We start from the raw sequence: 18,645 nt of genomic DNA on the forward strand, positions 1-18,645 counted from the left end.
ACGTCATCGACGAGATGACGTGCCGCTGAGTGCATATGCGAGATATGCGAACGATTCAGCTGTTCGGACGCTTGCCGTGATTGGCGGCATTGCCCTTGCGGCTGCGCTTCTTACGACCACGCTTACCCATGATTGTCTCCTTCCTGATCGGCAGTCATTGTTCCATGCGGGTGCGGCGATCCCGTCGCCCGGTCGGCCGCTGCGCCGATGCCCCGGGATGCGGTACCCCGGATACGGGCGGGTAAACCCCTGCTGATCGGGTGGTGCCGGTCAGGATGTGATTGGCTGTAGCGTCAGCTGATCGACCGCAGCGGCGATCTACCGGAAGGGTGTCATGGCCGAGGAAGTGCTCGCGGAGATGGTCTCGACCGTCTTCCAGATCGTTGCGGAAGAGGGCGCGGTTGTGCAGGAGGGCGACACCCTGGTGTTGCTGGAATCGATGAAAATGGAGATTCCGGTGGTCGCCGAGGGACCGGGCACGGTGGCCTCGATCAACGTCAAACCGGGCGACGTGCTCCAGAAGGGCGACCTGATCGCCGTCATCTCCTAGGGGGATGGTGAGCCGGCGGGGCGGGTAGATGCAGCGATCTCACGCCGGGGTCGGTGTGGCCGCAGGGGGCCGGTGTGGTGTGTGAAGGAGAGGTTTTATGTCGACGTTGAGTGATCTGCTGGCCGAGCACACCGATCTACCGGGTGCGGCCGTCGACCATCTGCAGCGGGTGGTGGGCGACTGGCAGCTGCTGTCGGATCTGTCGTTCGCGGATCTGCAGTTGTGGGTGGGCGCCGGGCCCGTCGCCGAGGGCGCGGACGTGGTGTGCGTGGCGCAGTGCCGCCCGACCACCGCGGCCACCGTGCATCCGGAGGACCTGGTCGGCTCGCTCGCCTCGACGAGCGATCATCCGCAGGTCTTCGAGGCCCTGACGACCGGCGCGATCGTGCGTGTCGACACCGACCGCGTCTCGACCGGCGTCTACCACCCGAATCCGGCGCACGTCATGCGCGAGGCGATTCCGGTGCGGGTCGGCGAGGACATCATCGCGGTGCTCGGCCGGGACATCGAGGTGCAGCGGTCCAAGATCCGCGGCAGCCTCGAGAACGCCTACATGTCCTGCGCCGATGACCTGTGCCAGATGATCGCCGACGGCACCTTCCCGACCCTCGAGGACCGCACGGGCTCGCATTCGAGCCCGCGCGCCGGGGACGGATTCATCCGCCTGAACACCGAGGGCATCGTCGAATACGCCAGCCCCAACGCGCTTTCGGCCTATCACCGGATGGGCCTGCAGGCCGATCTGGCCGGGCAGGATCTGGCGCAGACCACCCGTTCGCTGATCACCGACCCGTTCGATGCGCAGGAGGTCGTCAGCGATATCCAGGCCGCACTCGCGGGCAAATCGGGCCGCCGCATGGAGGTGGAGGCGCGCGGGGCGACGGTGCTGCTGCGCACCCTGGTGCTGCGCCCGCACGGCGAGCTGGCCGGCGCGGCGGTGCTGGTGCGCGATGTCACCGAGGTCAAGCGGCGCGATCGGGCGCTGCTGTCCAAGGACGCCACGATCCGCGAGATCCACCACCGGGTGAAGAACAATCTGCAGACCGTCGCCGCGCTGCTGCGGTTGCAGGCGCGCCGCACCGAGAACGAGGAGGCGCAGCTGGCGCTCACCGAATCGGTGCGCCGGGTCACCTCGATCGCGTCGGTACACGAAATGTTGTCGATGTCGGTTGACGAGGAGGTCGATCTCGACGAGGTCGTCGACCGTTTGCTGCCGATCATGGCCGACGTGGCCACGGTGAACACCGCGCGGATCAAGGTCCGCCGGGAGGGCTCGCTGGGTGTGTTCTCCGCCGAACGCGCCACGCCGCTGGTGATGGTGCTGACCGAGCTGGTGCAGAACGCCATCGAGCACGCCTTCGATTCCGGCGAGAACGGCACCGTCACGATCCGTTCGGAACGCTCGGCGCGCTGGCTGGACGTCATCATCGGCGACGACGGCCGCGGGCTGCCGGACGGGTTCAGCCTCGAGGGTTCCGACCGGCTCGGCCTGCAGATCGTGCGCACGCTGGTGACCGCGGAACTGGGTGGATCCATCGGTCTGCATCCGGGTGCGGATGTGGGAACCGATGCGGTGCTGCGTGTTCCGCTGGGTCGCCGTTCGCGATAATCGCCGTGCGATCAGGGGGAAATCCCTTGGCGCACAATAAAGCCCGGCACCTTACGGGGTGCCGGGCCGGAAGTGCGCTACGTGCCAGGGATGGTGCGTTTGATTCGCGGTGGCCGTAACGCCGACCGTCGTGCTACACGACGGCCCGGGTACGCGTCCGCGCGTTGCGCCGCTTGAGCGCGCGCCGCTCGTCTTCGCTCATGCCGCCCCATACGCCGGCGTCCTGTCCGGACTGCAGGGCCCAGGACAGGCAGTCGGCGGTGACGGGGCAGCGGGCGCAGACCAGCTTGGCATCGGCAATCTGCGCGAGCGCCGGACCGCTGTTACCCACAGGGAAGAACAGCTCGGGGTCCTCGTCGCGACAGATGGCCTTGTGGCGCCAGTCCATTCCTCTGCTCCTTTGCTGGGCGCCGTAGGGCGCCGTGAGTTTGTGGTTCGTTCACTTGTGCGACTCGAATGTTTCCGCACGGTTGCTTGTGAATGCTTTCACGAACACCGTAGATGTCAATAGCTTGGTGTTGCACCGTGGGGAAGCTCACGCCTAAGACCCCTGCACTGGGGGCCTGCGGAGTCCTTTCTACTCGCTCCGACCGGTTTTCGCACTGCAACCGGGAGGTTTCTCAGTCGTGTCGGCCCGATTCAGGCTGCGGAGCAAGCACGTCCAAGATCTTCGGCACGGCTGTGAAATCCACCATGTTGCGCCGGCCGATGAAATCGCCATCGATTTGCAAACCGATCGGCATGTCGGACTCGACCCGCACCGACGGGACATCGTCGGTGCGAAAGAGATTGCGGGCCTTGGGGTCTCCGTCGGTGGCCAGGATCTGCCGGACGACCAGCAGGGTTTGCACCACACTCATGGTCCGCATGGCGAACACCCCGAGGCCGGTCTCGAAGGCCGTGCCGGGATTCGTGTGCGCAGGGGTGTTGTCAAGGTAGGTCCACGGGGTGGTGTTCGTCACGAATGCGTAATGCACCCCGGACACCGGATCGTGGCCCGGAATGTGCAGCGTCACCGACGGTTCGCGGCGGCGCGCACGAAAGAATTGCCGCACAGTGGTGCGCACGTAGCGGGCCGGGGTGGCCGGATTGCCGTTGGCGCGGCTGTGGTCGATGGCCTCGCAGACATCGGCATCCAGCCCCACCCCGGCGCTGAAGGTGAACCAGCGGTCGTCCGCGATGCCCAGCCCGATCCGGCGGTCCCGCTCCAGCGAGAGCAGGTCGATCAGCTGGTTGGTGGCGGCCACCGGATCGGGCTTGATGCCCAGCGACCGCGCGAAGACGTTGGCCGAACCGCCGGGGATGACGCCGAGGCGGGGCTTCCACGCCTGCCCGTCGTCGATCTGCGGCAGCGGGAGGAAGCCGTTGATCGTCTCGTTGACCGTGCCGTCGCCGCCGTGCACGACGATCAGGTCCATCTCGTTGGTGGCGGCCCACTGCGCCAGTTCGGCCGCGTGGCCGCGGTGCTGGGTGTGTGCGACGGTCAGCTGCGTGCGACTCTCCAGCGCGTGGGCCAGCAGATCCCGGGTCGCCGCCGTGGTGGAGGTGGCATTCGGGTTCACGATCAACAGCGTCCGCACGCGTCGAGCCTACTGATCGCCCGCGGCCGAACCCGTACGGTGGCCGGAACCGGCCGCTTCGGGTGCACCCGTAGCCGACGCCCGGCCGCACCCCGGCGGCCCGGTCGTAGGCTGGGGCGGTGGCGAAGCAGAATGGTCCCGTGACGAAGCAGGGTGATTCCGGGGCCGACGAGAACTCCGGAGCGGGTGCGAACCCGGGAGCCGCAGGCGAATCCGGAACACCGGCGCGGATCCCGGCCACGATTCGCGGCGCGGGTGCGCTGGCGGGTCTCGAGGGCCTGGTCGGTTTGGGCATCGCGGTCGCCCTGGTGGTGCACGGCAGCGGCGCGCACGCCGGCATCCGCGGGCCCGGAGCGAGCGCGCAGCCCTACGGCACCGCCGTCTGGTTCGCGATCCTGTCCGCGGCCGTGCTGGCCGCCGGGGTGAGCCTGATTCGCGGCCGCCGCTGGGGCCGCGCCATCGTGGTGATCGCCCAGGTGCTGCTACTGCCGATCGCCTGGAACATGGTCAGCTCGCATCGCCTCGAGCTCGCGATTCCGATCGGGCTGGCGGCCCTGGTCACCCTCGGACTCACCTTCGCCCCGCCCTCGGCGCAGTGGATGGCCCGCGGCTACGGGGTCGATCCGGAGGAGTGAGGGGCGCTCAGCGGGGCGCTCGCCACATCGGCCACATCGGCGGGCCGCCCTCGGTCAGGTCGAGTTCGCCATCGGACTCGTAGCCGAAACGCTCGTAGTAGGGCACGTTTTCGGGCTTGCTGGACTCCAGGTACGAGGCGGCGCCGACCTCGTCGCAGTACTCCAGGCGGGGCGCGAGCAGCGCGTGCCCGAAGCCGCGTCCCCGCGCGGTCGGGAGCGTGCCGAGGAAGGCCAGGTACCAGTGCGGTTCGGTGGGGTGATGGCGCGCCATCCGGTCCGCCAGCCGCGCGGCCGTCGCCAGCCCGCCGCGGAATCCGCGCCACAGTCCCGGCAGCATGCGCAGCTGCGTCCACGCCGAAGGCGTCCAGATCCCGGGCGGAGCCCAGACGGCCACTCCGGCCATCGCGCCCGCGTCATCGATCGCCACGTCCACCGCGCCGGCAGCGAGGAACTGGTGGCGAACCTGGGCGGCGAACAACCGCGCCGCGCGCTCGGCGCGGGTCGTGGGATCCGGGATCAGCCAGCCGATGACCGGATCGTCGGCGAAGGCCAAGCCCAGCACGCGCGCCAGTTCCGGAACATCGGATCGGGTTGCCGCGCGCACGATGCGCTCCATACGGTTCACGATAGGCGATTCACGTGCCCATCTCGGCGAGCCGGGAGGCGAGGAAGGCGCGCTCGGTGTCGTTCTCGGTCAGCAGGATCGCCTCCTGGTAGGCGGTGCGTGCCTCGGGGGCGCGGCCGAGTTCGGCCAGGAAGTGGGCGCGGGCGGCGGCCAGGTAGCCGTACCCGGCCAGCTGCGGTTCGGCGGCCAGCTCGTCCAGCGCCGCCAGGCCCGTCTCGGGGCCCTGCGCCATGCCACGCGCGACCGCCCGGTTCAGCGCCACCACGGGTGAGGGCCAGACGCCGATCAGCACGTCGTAGAGCCCGGCGATCTCGCGCCAGTCGGTCCGGTCGTAGCTCGGCGCCTCGGCATGTACCGCCGCGATCGCGGCCTGCAGCGCGTACCGACCCGGATTGCGCGACAACGCCACCCGGACCAGCGCGATGCCCTCGGCGATCTGCCCGTGATCCCAGCGGTCGCGGTCCTGTTCCGACAGGCGCAGCATGGTGCCGTCGTCCGCGGTGCGGGCCACCCGGCGGGCATCGGTCAGCAGGATGAGCGCGAGCAGTCCCGTGACCTCCTGGTTGTCGGGCTGCAGCGCGTGCAGCATGCGGGCCAGGTCGGTGGCACGTTCGATCAGATCGCGCCGGATCAGGGCCTCGCCCGAGGGCGCGGTGTGGCCGGTGGTGAACAGCAGGTGGATCACCGCGAGCACGCCCTCGATGCGCTCGGGAAGTTCGCGCGGGCCCGGCACGCGGTAGGGAATGCGGGCCGTGGCGATCTTCTTCTTGGCGCGGGTGATGCGCGCGGCCATCGTCGGCTCGGCGACCAGGAAGGCGTGTGCCACCTCGGCGGTGGTGAGGCCGCAGACCAGCCGCAGCGTCAGGGCCACCTGGGTCTCGGGGGACAGGGCGGGGTGACAGCAGGTGCAGATCAGGCGCAGCCGGTCGTCGGGGATCTCCTCGAGGGCGGTGATCGCGGCGTTGGCGGGGTCCGGAGCCGGTTCGTCGTCGATCAGCAGCGGCAGTGCGCGCTGCATCGTCGACTGGCGGCGCAGCAGATCCAGCGCGCGGTTGCGCGCCACCGTCGTCAGCCAGGCGGCCGGGCGGGCCGGGATGCCGTGCTGTGCCCAGTTCGTCAGGGCCTGCGCGTAGGCGTCCTGCACGCATTCCTGGGCCAGATCCAGGTCCCGGGTGACGCGCACGGTCGAGGCGAGCACGAAGGCCCATTCGCGACGGTGCGCGTCGGCCACCGCCGCGGCGACATCGGAGTGAATCATGGTGCCGGCCATCGTGATTCGATGACTCTGAAAGTACTTGGACCGCAGTCGATATCGAGCCCTGGGACAACATGCGCGGGACCGATCCCGCGGCCGCAGGTGCGGCGTGCGCGGGATCGGTCACTGTGCGTGCGGCGAATCATGATGTGGTGGGCAATGATTCGGAGCGTCAGTTGAAGACCCGGATGGGGCGCACCTCGACGCCGCCGCCCTCCATCGGCACCTGCTTGGCGATCGCCAGCGCGGCATCCAGGTCGGGCGCCTCGATCAGGTAGTAGCCGCCCAGCTGTTCCTTCGTCTCGGCGAACGGGCCGTCGGTCACGACGAAGCCGCCGGCGCCGTCCGGCCGGATGGCGGTGCCGGTGTGGCTGCGCTCGAGCGCGTTGCCGCCGGCCAGCGACGGTCCGTTGTGCTCCATGAAATTCTGGTGGGCCCGCATCATCGGCGCCTCGGGCGCAGGCTCGTCCAGAACGCGCTCGTCCTGGTAGATCAGAACCAGATATTGCGACATGGTGAAAGTCCTTCGAACTGGTGGCCCGCCTTTCGGACCATTCAACTCTCCGACGTGCACCCCGCGGTGAAATCGACATCCACCGGAAGAAGTTTCCGGCGTTTTTCTCCCCGGGCCTCAGCGCGAGGCGAGCTGGTTCAGTGCGTCGCCGGTCAGGCGATACCCGGTCCACTCGTCCTGGGGTGTGGCGCCCAGCGACTTGTAGAAGTCGATCGAGGGAGTGTTCCAGTCCAGCACCGACCAGTCCACGCGCCGGTACCCCTGGTCGACGGCCTCGCGCGCCAGCGCCGCCAGCAGCGCCTTGCCCAGGCCCAGTCCGCGCGCCTGCGACTTGACGAACAGATCCTCGAGGTAGATGCCGTGCGTGCCGGTCCACGTGCTGTAATTCAGGAACCAGATCGCGCAGCCGAGCACCTCGCCGCCCGAATCACGCTGTGCCACATGGGCGAACAGCTTCGGTTCCGGGCCGAACAGCGCCGCGTGCAGCTGCTCGTCGGTGAGGGTGCATTCGTCGCGCGCCCGCTCGTACTCGGCCAGGTCGTAGACGAGGCCGACCATCGCGGGCACGTCGTCGGGTGTGGCGCGGCGGATCATGAGGCTCCTTCGATCGGGAAAGGTGGTGTGCTGCGGTGTCCCGGCGCCGGGACTATCGGCCCAGGCCGTCGAGGTCCGAGACGATGTTGTGCGCCCGGATCGTGCGGGTGCGGTGCTCGTGGCCCAGGACGCTGATCGCGGCGGTCGACAGATAGAACCGGCGCCCCTCGCGCACCTCGAGTTCGGCCCAGCGGGCGATCAGCACCCGGGAGAAGTGCCCGTGGCCGACCAGCACCACGTCGCGGTTCTGCAGCTCCGGCTCCACCTTCGCCAGCACCCGATCCGCCCGCTCCCGCACCTGGGCGGCGGATTCGCCCCCCGGCACCGGATCGGTGAAGATCGTCCATCCCGGCACGCTCCGCTCGATCTCCGGCGTGGTCAGCCCCTCGTAGTCGCCGTAGTCCCATTCGACCAGATCGTCATCGATCTGCACCTCCGTCAGCCCCGCCAGCTCGGCGGTGTGCACCGCCCGCTGCCTCGGGCTGCACAACACCAGCGGATCGGAAAGCCGCAGGCCCTCGAGCACGCTCCGCGCCGCCCTGGCCTGCTCTTCCCCGACCTCGGTCAGCGGAATATCGGTCCGCCCCGTATGCCGGTGCCCCTTCGACCACTCGGTCTCCCCGTGCCGCAGCACAACCACCCGGAACTCCGTCGCGGAACCACTCATACGCTCGATCATGCCGGATGGCGGTTTCCGCCCCAGCCGGGCCGTCGTACGCGGCTGCGGTCAACGGGGATCGTCGACGCCCCACTATCCAGTGGGGCGGCCCGCGGAACAGGCCACCCTCAACCTCACCACCGGTGGCAGCGGTGGTCCCAGTGGCCCCAGCCGTCGTGGTCGTCGTTGTGCCAGAAGCCGTGGCGGTCGCAGTGCCAGTCGTTGTGGTGCCAGTCGCCCGGGTCGTGCCAGCCGGGGTTGTTGTAGCCGCCCCAGTCGTTGTCCTGTTGTGCGGGAAGGGTGTACGACGGCGCGGCGGCGGCGGTGCCCGCTACCGGGCCGATGAGCAGGGCGCCGGCGGTGAGGGCGATGAACGTTGCGGACAGTTTCTGCTTCAAGATGATCTCTCCGGTAGTTTGTTGCCCCGACCTCGAAAGTCATTGCACGCCCCCGGGGTTCCGGACGCAATGACCTCGAGCGGATTCACAGCCGATTCACGTGCTCAGCACACGAGCGGGAGGGTAGGCCTACCGGAAGTACACCAGCACGCGGCCGGGGTTGGCGGGGTCGGTTTCCCTGCGCGCGTACAGCTTTCGGATGTGTTTCTGGTCCAGGAAGCGCAGCACGCGGGTGCGGAGCTGTCCGGAGCCCTTGCCGGGGACGATCTCGGCGACCGATGCGCCGGAGGCGGCGGCCGAGATGAGGAATTGGCGCATGGCCAGGTCGATGTCGCGGTTGTTCCGGAAGATGGGGTGGAGATCCAAACTGAGCACGATCAACCCTAAAAGCTGACGAACCGTGGCGCACCTATCCGGCCCGTGGGGTTCGCTAGGGATGCGAGGGTTCGGTCGGGTTCGGGTGGGGGGAACCGGCAACGCCGAGGAGGCGGCGTAATTCGCGGCGATCGGGGGCGGTGAGGTTGGACAGGGCTCGGCGTTCGGCCTCGAGCATGAGGGGATCTATGCGGTCCAGGAGGGATCTGCCGTCGCGGGTGAGGGTGGTGGGGAGGGAGCGGCCGGACGATGCGGTGGTGGGGCGGGCCACCAGGCCGCGGGTCTGGAGTTCGCGGATCACCTTGTTCATCGCCTGCGGTGAGACCCCGGCGATGCGCGAGAGTTGCGCGTTGGACTGCTCGGGGGACTGGGACAGCATGCGCAGGCAGAGGTATTCGGGGAAGGCCAGTTCCAGCGGTTCCAGCACCGTCGCGGTCACCTCGGCACGCAACGCCGACATCACTCGGTACAGAAGGTAACCGAGGGGCTTTTCCTCGAAACCCTCCATGCCGAACATCTTGACACATATCAACCAGGTTGACATACCATAGGGAGATGACGAGTCCTTCGAATGAAGCGATGTTCGAATCCGCGTACCGTGGCCAGGCTCCCGAACTGGGTGAGGGGAACCGGCCGCCGTGGAGTCTCGGGGCACCCCAGCCCGAGATCGCCGCGCTCATCGACGGGGGGAAGTTCCACGGCGAGGTGCTCGACGCCGGCTGCGGTGAGGCCGCGGCGTCGCTCTATCTCGCCGAAAAGGGTTTCACGACAGTAGGTCTCGACCAGTCATCCACGGCCGTCGAACTCGCGCGCGCCGAGGCCGCCAGGCGCGGCCTGGCCAACGCCAGCTTCGAGGTCGCCGACATCAGCTCGTTCACCGGCTACGACGGGCGCTTCGGCACCATCGTCGACAGCACCCTGTTCCACTCGATGCCGGTCGAATTGCGCAAGGGCTACCAGGAATCCATCGTGCGCGCCGCGGCCCCCGGCGCCTCCTACTTCGTGCTGGTCTTCGACCGCGGCGCGCTGCCCGAACAGGCCCCGGTCAACCCCGTCACCGAGCAGGAGCTGCGGGAAGTAGTCGGTGCGTACTGGACGATCGATGAGATCCGCCCGGCCCGCATTCACGCCAACATCCCGGACAATTTCGCCGGCTTCGGGGATTTCGTCCGGGAGGAAGGCATCCGCGACGAGGGCCCGGGCCGCAAATCGGTACCCGCCTGGCTGCTGTCGGCACACCTGGCCTGAACCGGGGCGCACCGTCGTTCGCCGTGTGCTCGGTGACGCCCAGGAGCGGCACCGAGCGGTCCGCGGCAGCTGGCCGATTCCGGTCTGCGGACGCGGATGTCGAACGGCGGCTCACGCAAAATCGGCGGCGATGATCGTCTCGATATTGCGTTCGGCGAGGGCGGTGATGGTCAGGAACGGGTTGACCCCGGTGCTGCCGGGTATGAGGGAGCCGTCCATGACGTACAGGCCCGAATATCCGCTGAGGCGACCGTAATTGTCGGTGGACTGCCCGAGCAGACATCCGCCGAGGGGGTGATACACGAAGTCGTCGCCCCAAATTTTGTACGTGCCGAAGAGATCCGACCGGTAGACCGTGCCCGCCTTGGCGTTGATGGCGTCGAACACGCGCTTGGCTGCGGTGATCGAGGGCTGGGTGTAGGACGCCTGCCAGGACAGGTCGACCCCGCCGGTCGTCGAGTTGTAGCTGAACTTACCGCGGTTGGGATTCTCGGTGATGGCCAGATAGAGGTTGACGCCGTTCTCGGTACTCGTTGGGAACGGGGCGATTTCGGCGAATACCGGCCCCCCGGAATCGGCCCAGTTATTGATACCCATGCAGGGGATCGCCGATTGCGTCGCCCCGGTCAGATCCAACCCGGCCCGCCCTACCATCACATTGCCGTTATTGCCCCAGCCGGAGCCGACGGTGCTCGACAGATTCGGCAGCTTGCCCGTCGCCAGCATGGTGACCAGTAGTTTGCTGGTGCCGACACTTCCGGCGCTGAAGAACACCTTGTCCGCGGTGACGGTCTTGGTGGCGACGGTGTTGCCCAGCACATCGGTCTGGGTGATCACGATGGTGTATCCGGTGGTCGCCGGTGCAACGCTGGTGACCTTGTGCAGTGGCGAGATGCTCAGGTTGCCGGTTGCCGCGGCCACTGCGAGATACGTCTTGTCGAGCGACTTCTTCCCGTAATTGTTGCCGTAGATGACCTCCTCGGCGAGCGCCGACTTCGTTGCGGTGCCGGCTTGTTCCTGCTTCATATAGCCGAAGTCGTAGACGTTGGGCACGAATACCGTCGAATAGCCCGCGTTGTTGGCGGTCTTCTGGCTGACCCGGGCGTATTCGTAGCATGCCGCGGAGGCGAACCAGGTCTGGTCGATCGTATTGACCCCGAGACCGGCCTCGGCCCGCGGGAAATAGGTCGAGTACATCGAGGTCATATCGACCGACGGCAGCACGGTTGCCAGATAGCTCTGCAGGGGCCGCGGCGCCATGCCGCCGTTGACCAGCGACCCGCCGCCGACGCCTCGGCCCTGGTACACGCGGGTCGCTGCGAAATGTTCCGAATCCAGCACGCCGGCGTCACTGGGACTGATCGACTTGTTGATGTCGATTCCGAGAAAATATCCCACCGGCTGATCGGTCTTCGTCCGGAACCAATACGACCGCTGATCCGGATTCAGCATGTTGCAGAAGATTTTTCCGTCCGATCCGGCGGTGGTCCAGCTCTGCCCCATCTCGACCATCGCGACCTTCTTCCCGGCCTGGCACAGCCGCAGCGCGGCGACCGCCCCGCCGTAACCGCTGCCGATGATCAGGATCGGCACGTGATCCCCGTTACCGATGGGCGCGGCCGTCGCCTTTGCCGTCCACGCCGCCGGATTCAGCGTCATCGCCCCCGCCGCCAACGCTGCCCCCGCTAAAAATCTCCGGCGAGTTACCCTGTGGCGCATACTATTACGGGCCACCAGACGTCTGTCGAACATGACCGAGCCTTTCGCAACGAGGTCTATGACCGCCTCGAATCGGCAGACTGTAACAGGTTTCAGTTGAAGCTCGAAGCGAAATCGTCGCCGATGGGTGTGCGGAGGCCGGACCCGAGGGCCTACGGCCGGCCGAGAGCGTACAGCTGCCCGCCGCGTCGCTCGAGGATGGTGTTGCCGACGACGGCCAGGGAGATCGGGCCGTTGTTGTAGTTGCTGCGCTGCACCGGAATTCGCGTCGTCTCCGCGCCGGTCTCGGGATTGAGGGCCGCGATGCCGCCCGCCACCGGGACGATGATCTGGTCGGCCATCAGGGCGGGGGAGCCCAGGGCTTCGGTGCTGGACCACATCGGGTCGAAGGTGGTGGCGTTCAGGGCGATCACGCTGCGGCCGGTGAAGACCAGGTACGCCGACCCGATGTGGGTGGTGGACATGTCCGGCGAGAGCGGTTCGGTGAGCTGGTGTTCGGCAATGGAATTCGCGGCGGCGTCGTAGATCTCGAATTCCGGTGGGCTGGTGGCTGTTCCGGGCAGGTAGAGCGCGATCCGGTTGTCCGACACCGCGATCACGCGGGCGCCGTCGACGGCCGCGCCGGGCTCGGTCAGCACGTGGGAGCCGTACTCCTCGGGCACCGTGGCGTCCTTGGGCACCGGATTCTGCACGCTGAGCCGGTCCGAGCCGTCGCCGGGGCAGCGCTCGAGCACGGCCAGGCGGGTGCTGCTCGATCCCGAGGACAACAGGGTGCAGCCCGTGCGGGGCTGGGTCTTGGTGTTCACGGGCGCGTCGACGTAGCCGAATTCCAGGGTGCGCACCAGATCCGAGCGCCACACCTCGAGCCGATCCGAGCCCTGGGCCAGGAAATAGGTGCCGTCCGAGGTCAGCGTGATCGCGTGATCCATATAGCTGCTGCGCGCGGTGCGACGGGCGCCGCTGTCGGCCGCCAGCATCGTGGTCTGGCTGCAGCCCCGCCGATCGCGGTAGGTGACCACGGCCGTGCCGTACTGCGCCTCCACCCCGCACAGCGGGATATCGCGCTGATACTTCCAGAGCTGCTTACCGGTCACCGGGTCGAGCCCGGCCACCGTGCCGCCGTCACCGGTGACCGCGACCCCGCCCGATGTCAGCGCGCGCAGGGCTGCCCCGTCGGGTGCGTGCCAGAGCTCGCGCAGGGACTGCGGCAACTGCGCGGCGGCCGGGGGCTGGGTGGCCGGCTGGGCGGCGGGCTCGGAGGTGGTCCCGCGCGCGTCGCTGATCGACCACACGATGATGATCGCGATCACCACGGCGAGGGCGATCGCAACCGCTGCATAGATATCGGCGCGCGTCCGCCGCTCGGGTGCGAGCACGTCAGCGAGACTAGCCGATCGAACTGAGACACCTGATCGTGCCGTCGGCGCGCGGCGGCCACCAGCGCCCGGCTCGGATCTCGTTCGGCGCTCCCGCAGGGACCTGACCCGCGGTTCCGGATCGCCCCCACGGCATCCAGCGGCGCCGGGCGGCCAGCGCGTCGTGGGCCCACATCACCTGCCGTGCGCGGCGGGAACCACGCCTCGCGGAGGATGCGGGATCGGTGGGCCGGTGGTTCTGGACGACCACGCCGGGTTGACCGAATGAGGCGGAGCGTATGGGCCGGGACGAGCGTTACGGCGGCTGCCGGGACGACGGAGGCCGTCGCGGATGTCCGCGACGGCCTCCGGCCGGATCGGTTTCGCTACCGGGGAATCAGGCCGATGCGGGGACCGGCGTGTCGGCCTGCGCGCTCCCGCTGTCGGCTCCCGCGGGCTTGCGACGGCGCCGCCGACGACGGGCGGGCTTGGCGGCTTCGTCACCCTCATCGGTGGTCGCGGCATCATCGGCGGACCCGGCGGTGTCCACGGATGCGGCCTCGTCGGAGTCCGCCGCGGCCGACTCCTGCGCACCCTCTGCGGCGGCATCCGCGCCACCGGGGGAGCGGCGGCGACGACGACGGCGGGCCGGTTTCACCGAGTCCTCGTCCGAATCAGCTTCGGCCGCAGGCGAATCGGTGGCCTCGTCGTCGATATCGGTTGCGCCCTCGGCATTTTCGTCGCCCTCGACCGGCTGGCCGCCCCGGGTGCGGCGGCGGTTGCGCTGGCGCGGGGCGCGCGGCTCGCGCTCCACCACGACCGCGTCCTCGTCGCGTTCCACCTTGCGGCGCAGCGTGCCCGTCGCGCCCTCGGGGATGCCCAGCTCCGAAAACAGGTGCGGCGAGCGCGAATACGTCTCGACCGGCTCCGGAATCCCGAGCCCCAGCGCGGAGTCGATGGCCGACCACCGGTTGAGCTCGTCCCAGTCGACCAGGGTGATCGCGACGCCCGTGCGACCGGCGCGACCGGTGCGGCCGATGCGGTGCACGTAGGTCTTCTCGTCCTCCGGGCACTGGTAGTTGATGACGTGGGTGACATCGTCGATGTCGATGCCGCGGGCGGCCACGTCGGTGGCGACCAGCACGTCGATCTTGCCCTTGCGGAACTTGTCCAGCGCCTTCTCGCGCTGGACCTGGCCCAGGTCGCCGTGCACGGCGCCGACCGCGAAGCCGCGCTCGGCCAGATCGTCGGCGACCTTCTGCGCGGTGCGCTTGGTGCGCGTGAAGATCATGGTCGCCCCGCGCTCGGAGGCCTGCAGGATGCGCGCGACCAGCTCGCTCTTGTCCAGCGCGTGGGCGCGGTAGACGAACTGCGCGGTGCGGTCGTGCACGGCCGAATCGTGCGGCTCCTCGGCCCGGATGTGGGTGGGCTTGTGGAGGAAGGTGCGCGCCAGGGTGATGATCGGGCCGGGCATGGTCGCGGAGAACAGCATCGTCTGCCGCTTCTCGGGGACCATTCTCAGAATGCGCTCGATATCGGGCAGGAAGCCCAGATCCAGCATCTCGTCGGCCTCGTCGAGCACCAGCACGCCGACCTTGCCCAGGATGAGGTGCTGCTGCTCGGCCAGGTCCAGCAGGCGGCCCGGGGTGCCGACGACCACGTCGACCCCGGTGCGCAGCGCCTCGATCTGGCTCTCGTACGGGCGGCCGCCGTAGATGGAGGTCACCTTCAGCGAGCCCTGATGATTGCTCAGATATTTGCCCGCATTCTCCAGATCCTGGGTGACCTGGATGCACAATTCGCGCGTGGGCACGATGACCAGCGCCCGCGGCGTGCCGTCCAGTGCGGTGGTGCCCGAATCGGCGGTGGAAATGCGGTGCAGCAGCGGCACGCCGAATCCGAAGGTCTTACCCATACCGGTGCGCGCCTGGCCGATCAGATCCTCACCGGCCAGCGCGAGCGGCAGGGTGAGTTCCTGGATGGCGAAAGTACGTTCGATTCCGATCTCGCCGAGTGCGCGCACGATTTCCGGGCGCACTCCCAATTCGGTGAATGTCGGTGCGGTGTGTGTGGGGTCGAGTTCTGCCGTCAGCAGCGTATCGGTCAACCCCGGTTCCTGTTCCACAGTGATCTTGCTCAGGTTCTTGCCTTCCTCGCGGTATCGCATCTCGCGCGCACGAGGTGTGGGGCGGACCTGGCGGTCCACTCTCGGCCACATATCCGGCGGTTTGTACCACCTCGGCCGCTGCGGGATGCCGGTGGCGGCATCAACCTGGCGCGGCGCATCGGTGTTGCGGATCTGGTGCGCGCACATTTTCCATTTGGGCGACGGCGCCTCTGCTCGATCTTGAACCTGCCCCGTCACGAACTGGTACCCGAGCGGAAATTTCCGTTGCCCACGCAGATTGTAGCGTGATATCTTCCGTCGCCCGATTTCCGCCGTCGCAATTGCGATATCCGGGTGTGCCGGATTTGAAGTCTCGTCCGGTGGTGTGCGCCGCGGCACCCCCTACTAGGGTGGAGGCCATGGGAGCAAACCCGCCTGCCGCGCTGGATATTTCGTCCGATTCCACCGTTCGCATCCCCGCCGATCACCCCGGGGTAACCGATCTGTTCGCCGTGCTCGCCTACGGCGAGATCTCCGCGTTCTACCGGCTCGCGGAGGAAGCGAAGCTGTCTCCGACGCTCCGGGGAAAGGTCTCGGTCGCCTCGATGGCCGCCGCGGAGATGGGCCACTTCCAGACCCTGGAGGATGCCCTGGCCCAGCGGGGTGTCGAGGTGTTCGACGCGATGGCGCCGTTCGTGCGCGCGCTGGACGCCTATCACGATTCGACCGACCCCTCGACCTGGCTCGAGTCGATGGTGAAGTTCTACGTCGGCGACGGCATCGCCGCGGACTTCTACACCGTGCTGGCCAGCGCGCTGGCGCCCGAGGTGGCCGCGGTTGTGCGCGATGTGCTCGCCGAGACCAACCACTCGCAGTTCGTCGTCGAGGAGGTGCGCCGCGCGGTCGCCGACTCCCGCTCCCAGCGCGATCGGCTCACCCTGTGGGGCCGCCGCCTGCTGGGCGAGGCGATCACCCAGGCACAATGGGTCATGGCCCAGCGCGACGAGCTCACCGAGCTGGTGCTGGTGGCCACCGGCGATCTCAACGGCGTGGCGGCGCTGTTCGAACACATGCAGAACAGCCACGCCGAGCGCATGCGGGTACTGGGTCTCGGCTGAGCGCCTGGTCCGCGCACAAGTTCGCTCACAGCGTTACATTCGCCCGCTCGTCCTGCATTAGCCTTGTGCAGACTGGAACTGGACTTAGGAGGATGGCCGTGGAGGTCAAGATCGGTATCTCGGACAGCCCACGCGAGCTCGTGATCACCAGCTCGCAGACCCCGGAAGAGGTCGAGGCGCTGGTGACCGGTGCGCTGAGCGCCAAGGAGGGCGTGGTGTCGCTGACCGACGAGAAGGGCCGCAAGTACCTGATCCAGGCGGCCAAGGTCGCGTACGTCGAGATCGGCACCTCCGCCCAGGGCCGCGTGGGTTTCGCCGCGGTCTGAGCTCCCGCTGAGCAACGAAAATCCGGGCCTCGACTGGAAAGTCGAGGCCCGGATTTTCGTTTGGGGAAGGCGGGAGCCTAGTGGTGCAGGGGCACGGTTTTCAGGCCGCCCCAGCACAGGGAGACGGTGGTGTCGACGGCCTCTTCCTTCGGAATCGGGCGGTCGGCCTCGAGCCAGTAGCGGGCGGTGATCTGGCTCGCGCCGACCAGGCCGACGGCGAGGATGCGGGCGCGGTAGGGGTCGAGCCCGGAGTCGTGGGCCACCAGATCGAAGACCGCGTCCACGCACGCCTCGGTGGCCTGCTCGACGCGGCGCTGCACCTGCGGCTCGCTGGTCAGGTCGGACTCGAAGACCAGACGGAAGCCCTGGGTGTCGTGATCGACGAAATCGAAGTAGGCGGCCACGGCCGCGCGCACGCGCTGCTTGTTGTCGGTGGTGGAGCGCAGCGCCTGGCGCACGCTCGACACCAGCGCGTCGATGTAGTTCTGCAGCACCGCCAAATACAGCTCGAGCTTGCTCGAAAAGTGCTGGTAGAGTACGGGTTTGGAGACACCCGCGCACTGCGAGATCTCGTCCATGCCAGCCGCGTGGTAGCCGCGTAGCACGAAGACCTCGCTGGCCGCAGCCAGCAGCTGCGCCCGGCGGGCATCGCGGGGCAGGCGGGTTCCTCGCTTGCTCGGCGCCATGGTCTCGGACGACAGTCTGGACGACGTCATCCGGTCCACGAGGTCTGTCATTTCGGCTCTCCCAATCGATTCCCGGCGGAAAAGGTATGCACGGGTATCCCACGAACGATACTCGTCCGTGCCCCGCAGTGCTGATCCCGGTAGTTATTGGCAACATGTCAGTAACTGGCCGTCGTAAGCAATCTCGCACAACCGTGTGAAAAACCGCAACCGTTTCCGCTAAGTCAGCTAAGTGAGATCCAGAGTACTGCCGCGCCAGGTGTGGGAGTCTGAACTGCGTGACCGACCATCGGGACGGATCATCGGAGGGTGGGGCCGCACGCGGCCGCGTCGATGCGGTCATGGCCTACGTGTTGCCCGCGCTCTTCCTGCTGACGGCACTGGTGATCGCGGATGCGGTCAAGGGGGGTGGCGGGCCCCGCGTCGCCGTCGCCGGCGGACCCGGGCTCGGGCACCTGAGCTCCAACGGCCGCAACAGCGGCATCATCGGCGGGCCACCGGCCGGTGACGGCAGGTTCGCGGCGAGCCTGCCCACCGGGGCGCTGCCGGGCGGCGGCGCGTTCACCGAGGCCGGCGCCGGGGACTGGCATGTCGTCCCGGGCACCTCCGCGCCGGTCGGCGCCGGGCAGCAACACACCTTCACCTACACCGTCGAGATCGAGAACGGGGTCGACACCTCGGGAGTCGGCGGCGACGGCTCGGTCGCCAGCATGGTCGAGGCGACCCTGGCCAATCCCAAGAGCTGGATCAACGACCCCCGCTTCGGCTTTCGCCGCATCGATTCCGGCGTGCCGGACTTCCGGGTCTCGCTGACCTCCCGCACGACCACCGAATCCGCCTGTGGTTTCGAGATCCCGATCGACTCCTCCTGCTACAACTCCGATCTGGGCCGCGTGGTGCTCTCGGAGGTGCGCTGGGTGCGCGGGGCCCTGGCCTTCGAGGGCGACATCGGCTCGTATCGCCAGTACCAGATCAACCACGAGGTAGGCCACGCCATCGGCTATCACGAGCATCAACCGTGCGCGTCCGAGGGCGGGCTGGCGCCGGTGATGATGCAGCAGACCTTCGGCACCCGCAACGACGACATCGCCGCCCTCGACCCCCAGGGCGTGGTGCCCAAGGACGGCAAGACCTGCCGCTTCAACCCCTGGCCCTATCCCCGCGGATAGTGACCGGGATGAAATATGCCAACGTGACAGTTGATTTCGTAAGTACATGGGTAACTCGCCGGGGACGGGCCCACCTGGAGCGGGCCGTCAGCCGTCGGCCCGGGGAGCAGGCCGCGTGGCAAGC

At 68.1% G+C, this 18,645-nt stretch carries 22 protein-coding genes; 7 read left to right on the forward strand and 15 right to left on the reverse strand.

The window, feature by feature from the left end; translation table 11 throughout:
- Positions 1-55: 55 nt before the first annotated feature.
- Entirely contained in the window at positions 56-130 is a 75-nt protein-coding gene (locus ABH933_RS14975; RefSeq protein WP_110293457.1) for a 50S ribosomal protein bL37, read from the reverse strand.
- A 204-nt stretch (positions 131-334) separates the two neighbouring features.
- Between ABH933_RS14975 and ABH933_RS14980 the strand changes: the two genes are divergently transcribed.
- Both ABH933_RS14980 and ABH933_RS14985 read left to right on the forward strand, forming a co-directional pair.
- Positions 335-550, forward strand: coding sequence for a biotin/lipoyl-binding carrier protein (locus ABH933_RS14980; RefSeq protein WP_215918359.1), 216 nt, complete (start codon positions 335-337; stop codon positions 548-550).
- Positions 551-647: 97 nt separating this feature from the next.
- Positions 648-2,159 carry a sensor histidine kinase gene (locus tag ABH933_RS14985; RefSeq protein ID WP_215918360.1) on the forward strand — a complete coding sequence of 504 codons (1,512 nt, stop codon included), beginning with the start codon at positions 648-650 and terminating at the stop codon, positions 2,157-2,159.
- A 133-nt stretch (positions 2,160-2,292) separates the two neighbouring features.
- Here ABH933_RS14985 and ABH933_RS14990 read toward each other — a convergent pair whose 3' ends face one another.
- Together ABH933_RS14990 and ABH933_RS14995 are read right to left on the reverse strand one after the other, a co-directional pair.
- Positions 2,293-2,547, reverse strand: a complete 255-nt coding sequence (locus tag ABH933_RS14990) for a WhiB family transcriptional regulator (RefSeq protein WP_040827274.1) — start codon at positions 2,545-2,547, stop codon at positions 2,293-2,295.
- Positions 2,548-2,779: 232 nt separating this feature from the next.
- Positions 2,780-3,739 carry a diacylglycerol/lipid kinase family protein gene (locus tag ABH933_RS14995; RefSeq protein ID WP_215918361.1) on the reverse strand — a complete coding sequence of 320 codons (960 nt, stop codon included), beginning with the start codon at positions 3,737-3,739 and terminating at the stop codon, positions 2,780-2,782.
- Positions 3,740-3,879: 140 nt separating this feature from the next.
- Here ABH933_RS14995 and ABH933_RS15000 point away from each other — a divergent pair, with 140 nt between their 5' ends.
- Positions 3,880-4,374, forward strand: a complete 495-nt coding sequence (locus tag ABH933_RS15000; protein WP_429425548.1) for a hypothetical protein — start codon at positions 3,880-3,882, stop codon at positions 4,372-4,374.
- Positions 4,375-4,381: 7 nt separating this feature from the next.
- Here the strand turns inward: ABH933_RS15000 and ABH933_RS15005 are convergent, their stop codons facing one another.
- The 8 genes from ABH933_RS15005 to ABH933_RS15040 form a co-directional block, all read right to left on the reverse strand.
- Positions 4,382-4,990, reverse strand: coding sequence for a GNAT family N-acetyltransferase (locus tag ABH933_RS15005; RefSeq protein WP_429425546.1), 609 nt, complete (start codon positions 4,988-4,990; stop codon positions 4,382-4,384).
- 19 nt (positions 4,991-5,009) lie between these two features.
- Positions 5,010-6,257 (reverse strand): RNA polymerase sigma factor, encoded by a 1,248-nt coding sequence (locus ABH933_RS15010; protein WP_429455036.1) that lies wholly within the window; start codon positions 6,255-6,257, stop codon positions 5,010-5,012.
- Positions 6,258-6,426: 169 nt separating this feature from the next.
- Positions 6,427-6,768, reverse strand: coding sequence for a YciI family protein (locus ABH933_RS15015; protein ID WP_215918364.1), 342 nt, complete (start codon positions 6,766-6,768; stop codon positions 6,427-6,429).
- A gap of 117 nt (positions 6,769-6,885) precedes the next feature.
- A complete protein-coding gene (locus ABH933_RS15020) occupies positions 6,886-7,362 on the reverse strand; it encodes an N-acetyltransferase family protein (RefSeq protein WP_429425542.1) in 477 nt (158 codons plus the stop codon).
- Positions 7,363-7,414: 52 nt separating this feature from the next.
- Complete coding sequence (locus ABH933_RS15025) at positions 7,415-8,029, reverse strand: acid phosphatase (protein ID WP_245401062.1); 615 nt, start codon at positions 8,027-8,029, stop codon at positions 7,415-7,417.
- Positions 8,030-8,154: 125 nt separating this feature from the next.
- A complete protein-coding gene (locus ABH933_RS15030; RefSeq protein WP_215918367.1) occupies positions 8,155-8,418 on the reverse strand; it encodes a hypothetical protein in 264 nt (87 codons plus the stop codon).
- A 129-nt stretch (positions 8,419-8,547) separates the two neighbouring features.
- On the reverse strand, positions 8,548-8,784 hold the full coding sequence (locus ABH933_RS15035; protein WP_429425539.1) for a Smr/MutS family protein: 237 nt from the start codon (positions 8,782-8,784) through the stop codon (positions 8,548-8,550).
- A 64-nt stretch (positions 8,785-8,848) separates the two neighbouring features.
- On the reverse strand, positions 8,849-9,301 hold the full coding sequence (locus ABH933_RS15040; RefSeq protein WP_429425538.1) for a MarR family winged helix-turn-helix transcriptional regulator: 453 nt from the start codon (positions 9,299-9,301) through the stop codon (positions 8,849-8,851).
- 47 nt (positions 9,302-9,348) lie between these two features.
- Here ABH933_RS15040 and ABH933_RS15045 point away from each other — a divergent pair, with 47 nt between their 5' ends.
- The gene (locus tag ABH933_RS15045) at positions 9,349-10,041 is read left to right on the forward strand and encodes a class I SAM-dependent methyltransferase (protein ID WP_429425536.1); all 693 of its coding nucleotides are present in this window, start codon (positions 9,349-9,351) and stop codon (positions 10,039-10,041) included.
- 111 nt (positions 10,042-10,152) lie between these two features.
- On the opposite strand, the gene ABH933_RS15050 is transcribed toward ABH933_RS15045, so the two are convergent.
- The 3 genes from ABH933_RS15050 to ABH933_RS15060 all read right to left on the reverse strand — a co-directional run bounded on the left by ABH933_RS15050 (position 10,153) and on the right by ABH933_RS15060 (position 15,282).
- Positions 10,153-11,700, reverse strand: coding sequence for a GMC oxidoreductase (locus tag ABH933_RS15050; protein ID WP_245401063.1), 1,548 nt, complete (start codon positions 11,698-11,700; stop codon positions 10,153-10,155).
- A gap of 212 nt (positions 11,701-11,912) precedes the next feature.
- A complete protein-coding gene (locus tag ABH933_RS15055; RefSeq protein ID WP_429425534.1) occupies positions 11,913-13,136 on the reverse strand; it encodes an Rv3212 family protein in 1,224 nt (407 codons plus the stop codon).
- Positions 13,137-13,512: 376 nt separating this feature from the next.
- Positions 13,513-15,282, reverse strand: coding sequence for a DEAD/DEAH box helicase (locus ABH933_RS15060; RefSeq protein ID WP_429425612.1), 1,770 nt, complete (start codon positions 15,280-15,282; stop codon positions 13,513-13,515).
- A 359-nt stretch (positions 15,283-15,641) separates the two neighbouring features.
- Here ABH933_RS15060 and ABH933_RS15065 point away from each other — a divergent pair, with 359 nt between their 5' ends.
- Together ABH933_RS15065 and ABH933_RS15070 are read left to right on the forward strand one after the other, a co-directional pair.
- Positions 15,642-16,340 (forward strand): ferritin-like fold-containing protein, encoded by a 699-nt coding sequence (locus ABH933_RS15065; protein WP_215918376.1) that lies wholly within the window; start codon positions 15,642-15,644, stop codon positions 16,338-16,340.
- A 98-nt stretch (positions 16,341-16,438) separates the two neighbouring features.
- Entirely contained in the window at positions 16,439-16,666 is a 228-nt protein-coding gene (locus ABH933_RS15070) for a DUF3107 domain-containing protein (protein ID WP_215918377.1), read from the forward strand.
- Positions 16,667-16,743: 77 nt separating this feature from the next.
- On the opposite strand, the gene ABH933_RS15075 is transcribed toward ABH933_RS15070, so the two are convergent.
- Complete coding sequence (locus ABH933_RS15075) at positions 16,744-17,403, reverse strand: TetR/AcrR family transcriptional regulator (protein ID WP_429425531.1); 660 nt, start codon at positions 17,401-17,403, stop codon at positions 16,744-16,746.
- A gap of 227 nt (positions 17,404-17,630) precedes the next feature.
- On the opposite strand from ABH933_RS15075, the gene ABH933_RS15080 reads away from it, so the two are divergent.
- Positions 17,631-18,521, forward strand: coding sequence for a DUF3152 domain-containing protein (locus tag ABH933_RS15080; protein WP_429425530.1), 891 nt, complete (start codon positions 17,631-17,633; stop codon positions 18,519-18,521).
- The last annotated feature ends 124 nt before the right edge of the window (positions 18,522-18,645 follow it).

It is taken from the genome of Nocardia sp. GP40 (assembly GCF_050434125.1).
GTDB lineage: Bacteria > Actinomycetota > Actinomycetes > Mycobacteriales > Mycobacteriaceae > Nocardia > Nocardia albiluteola.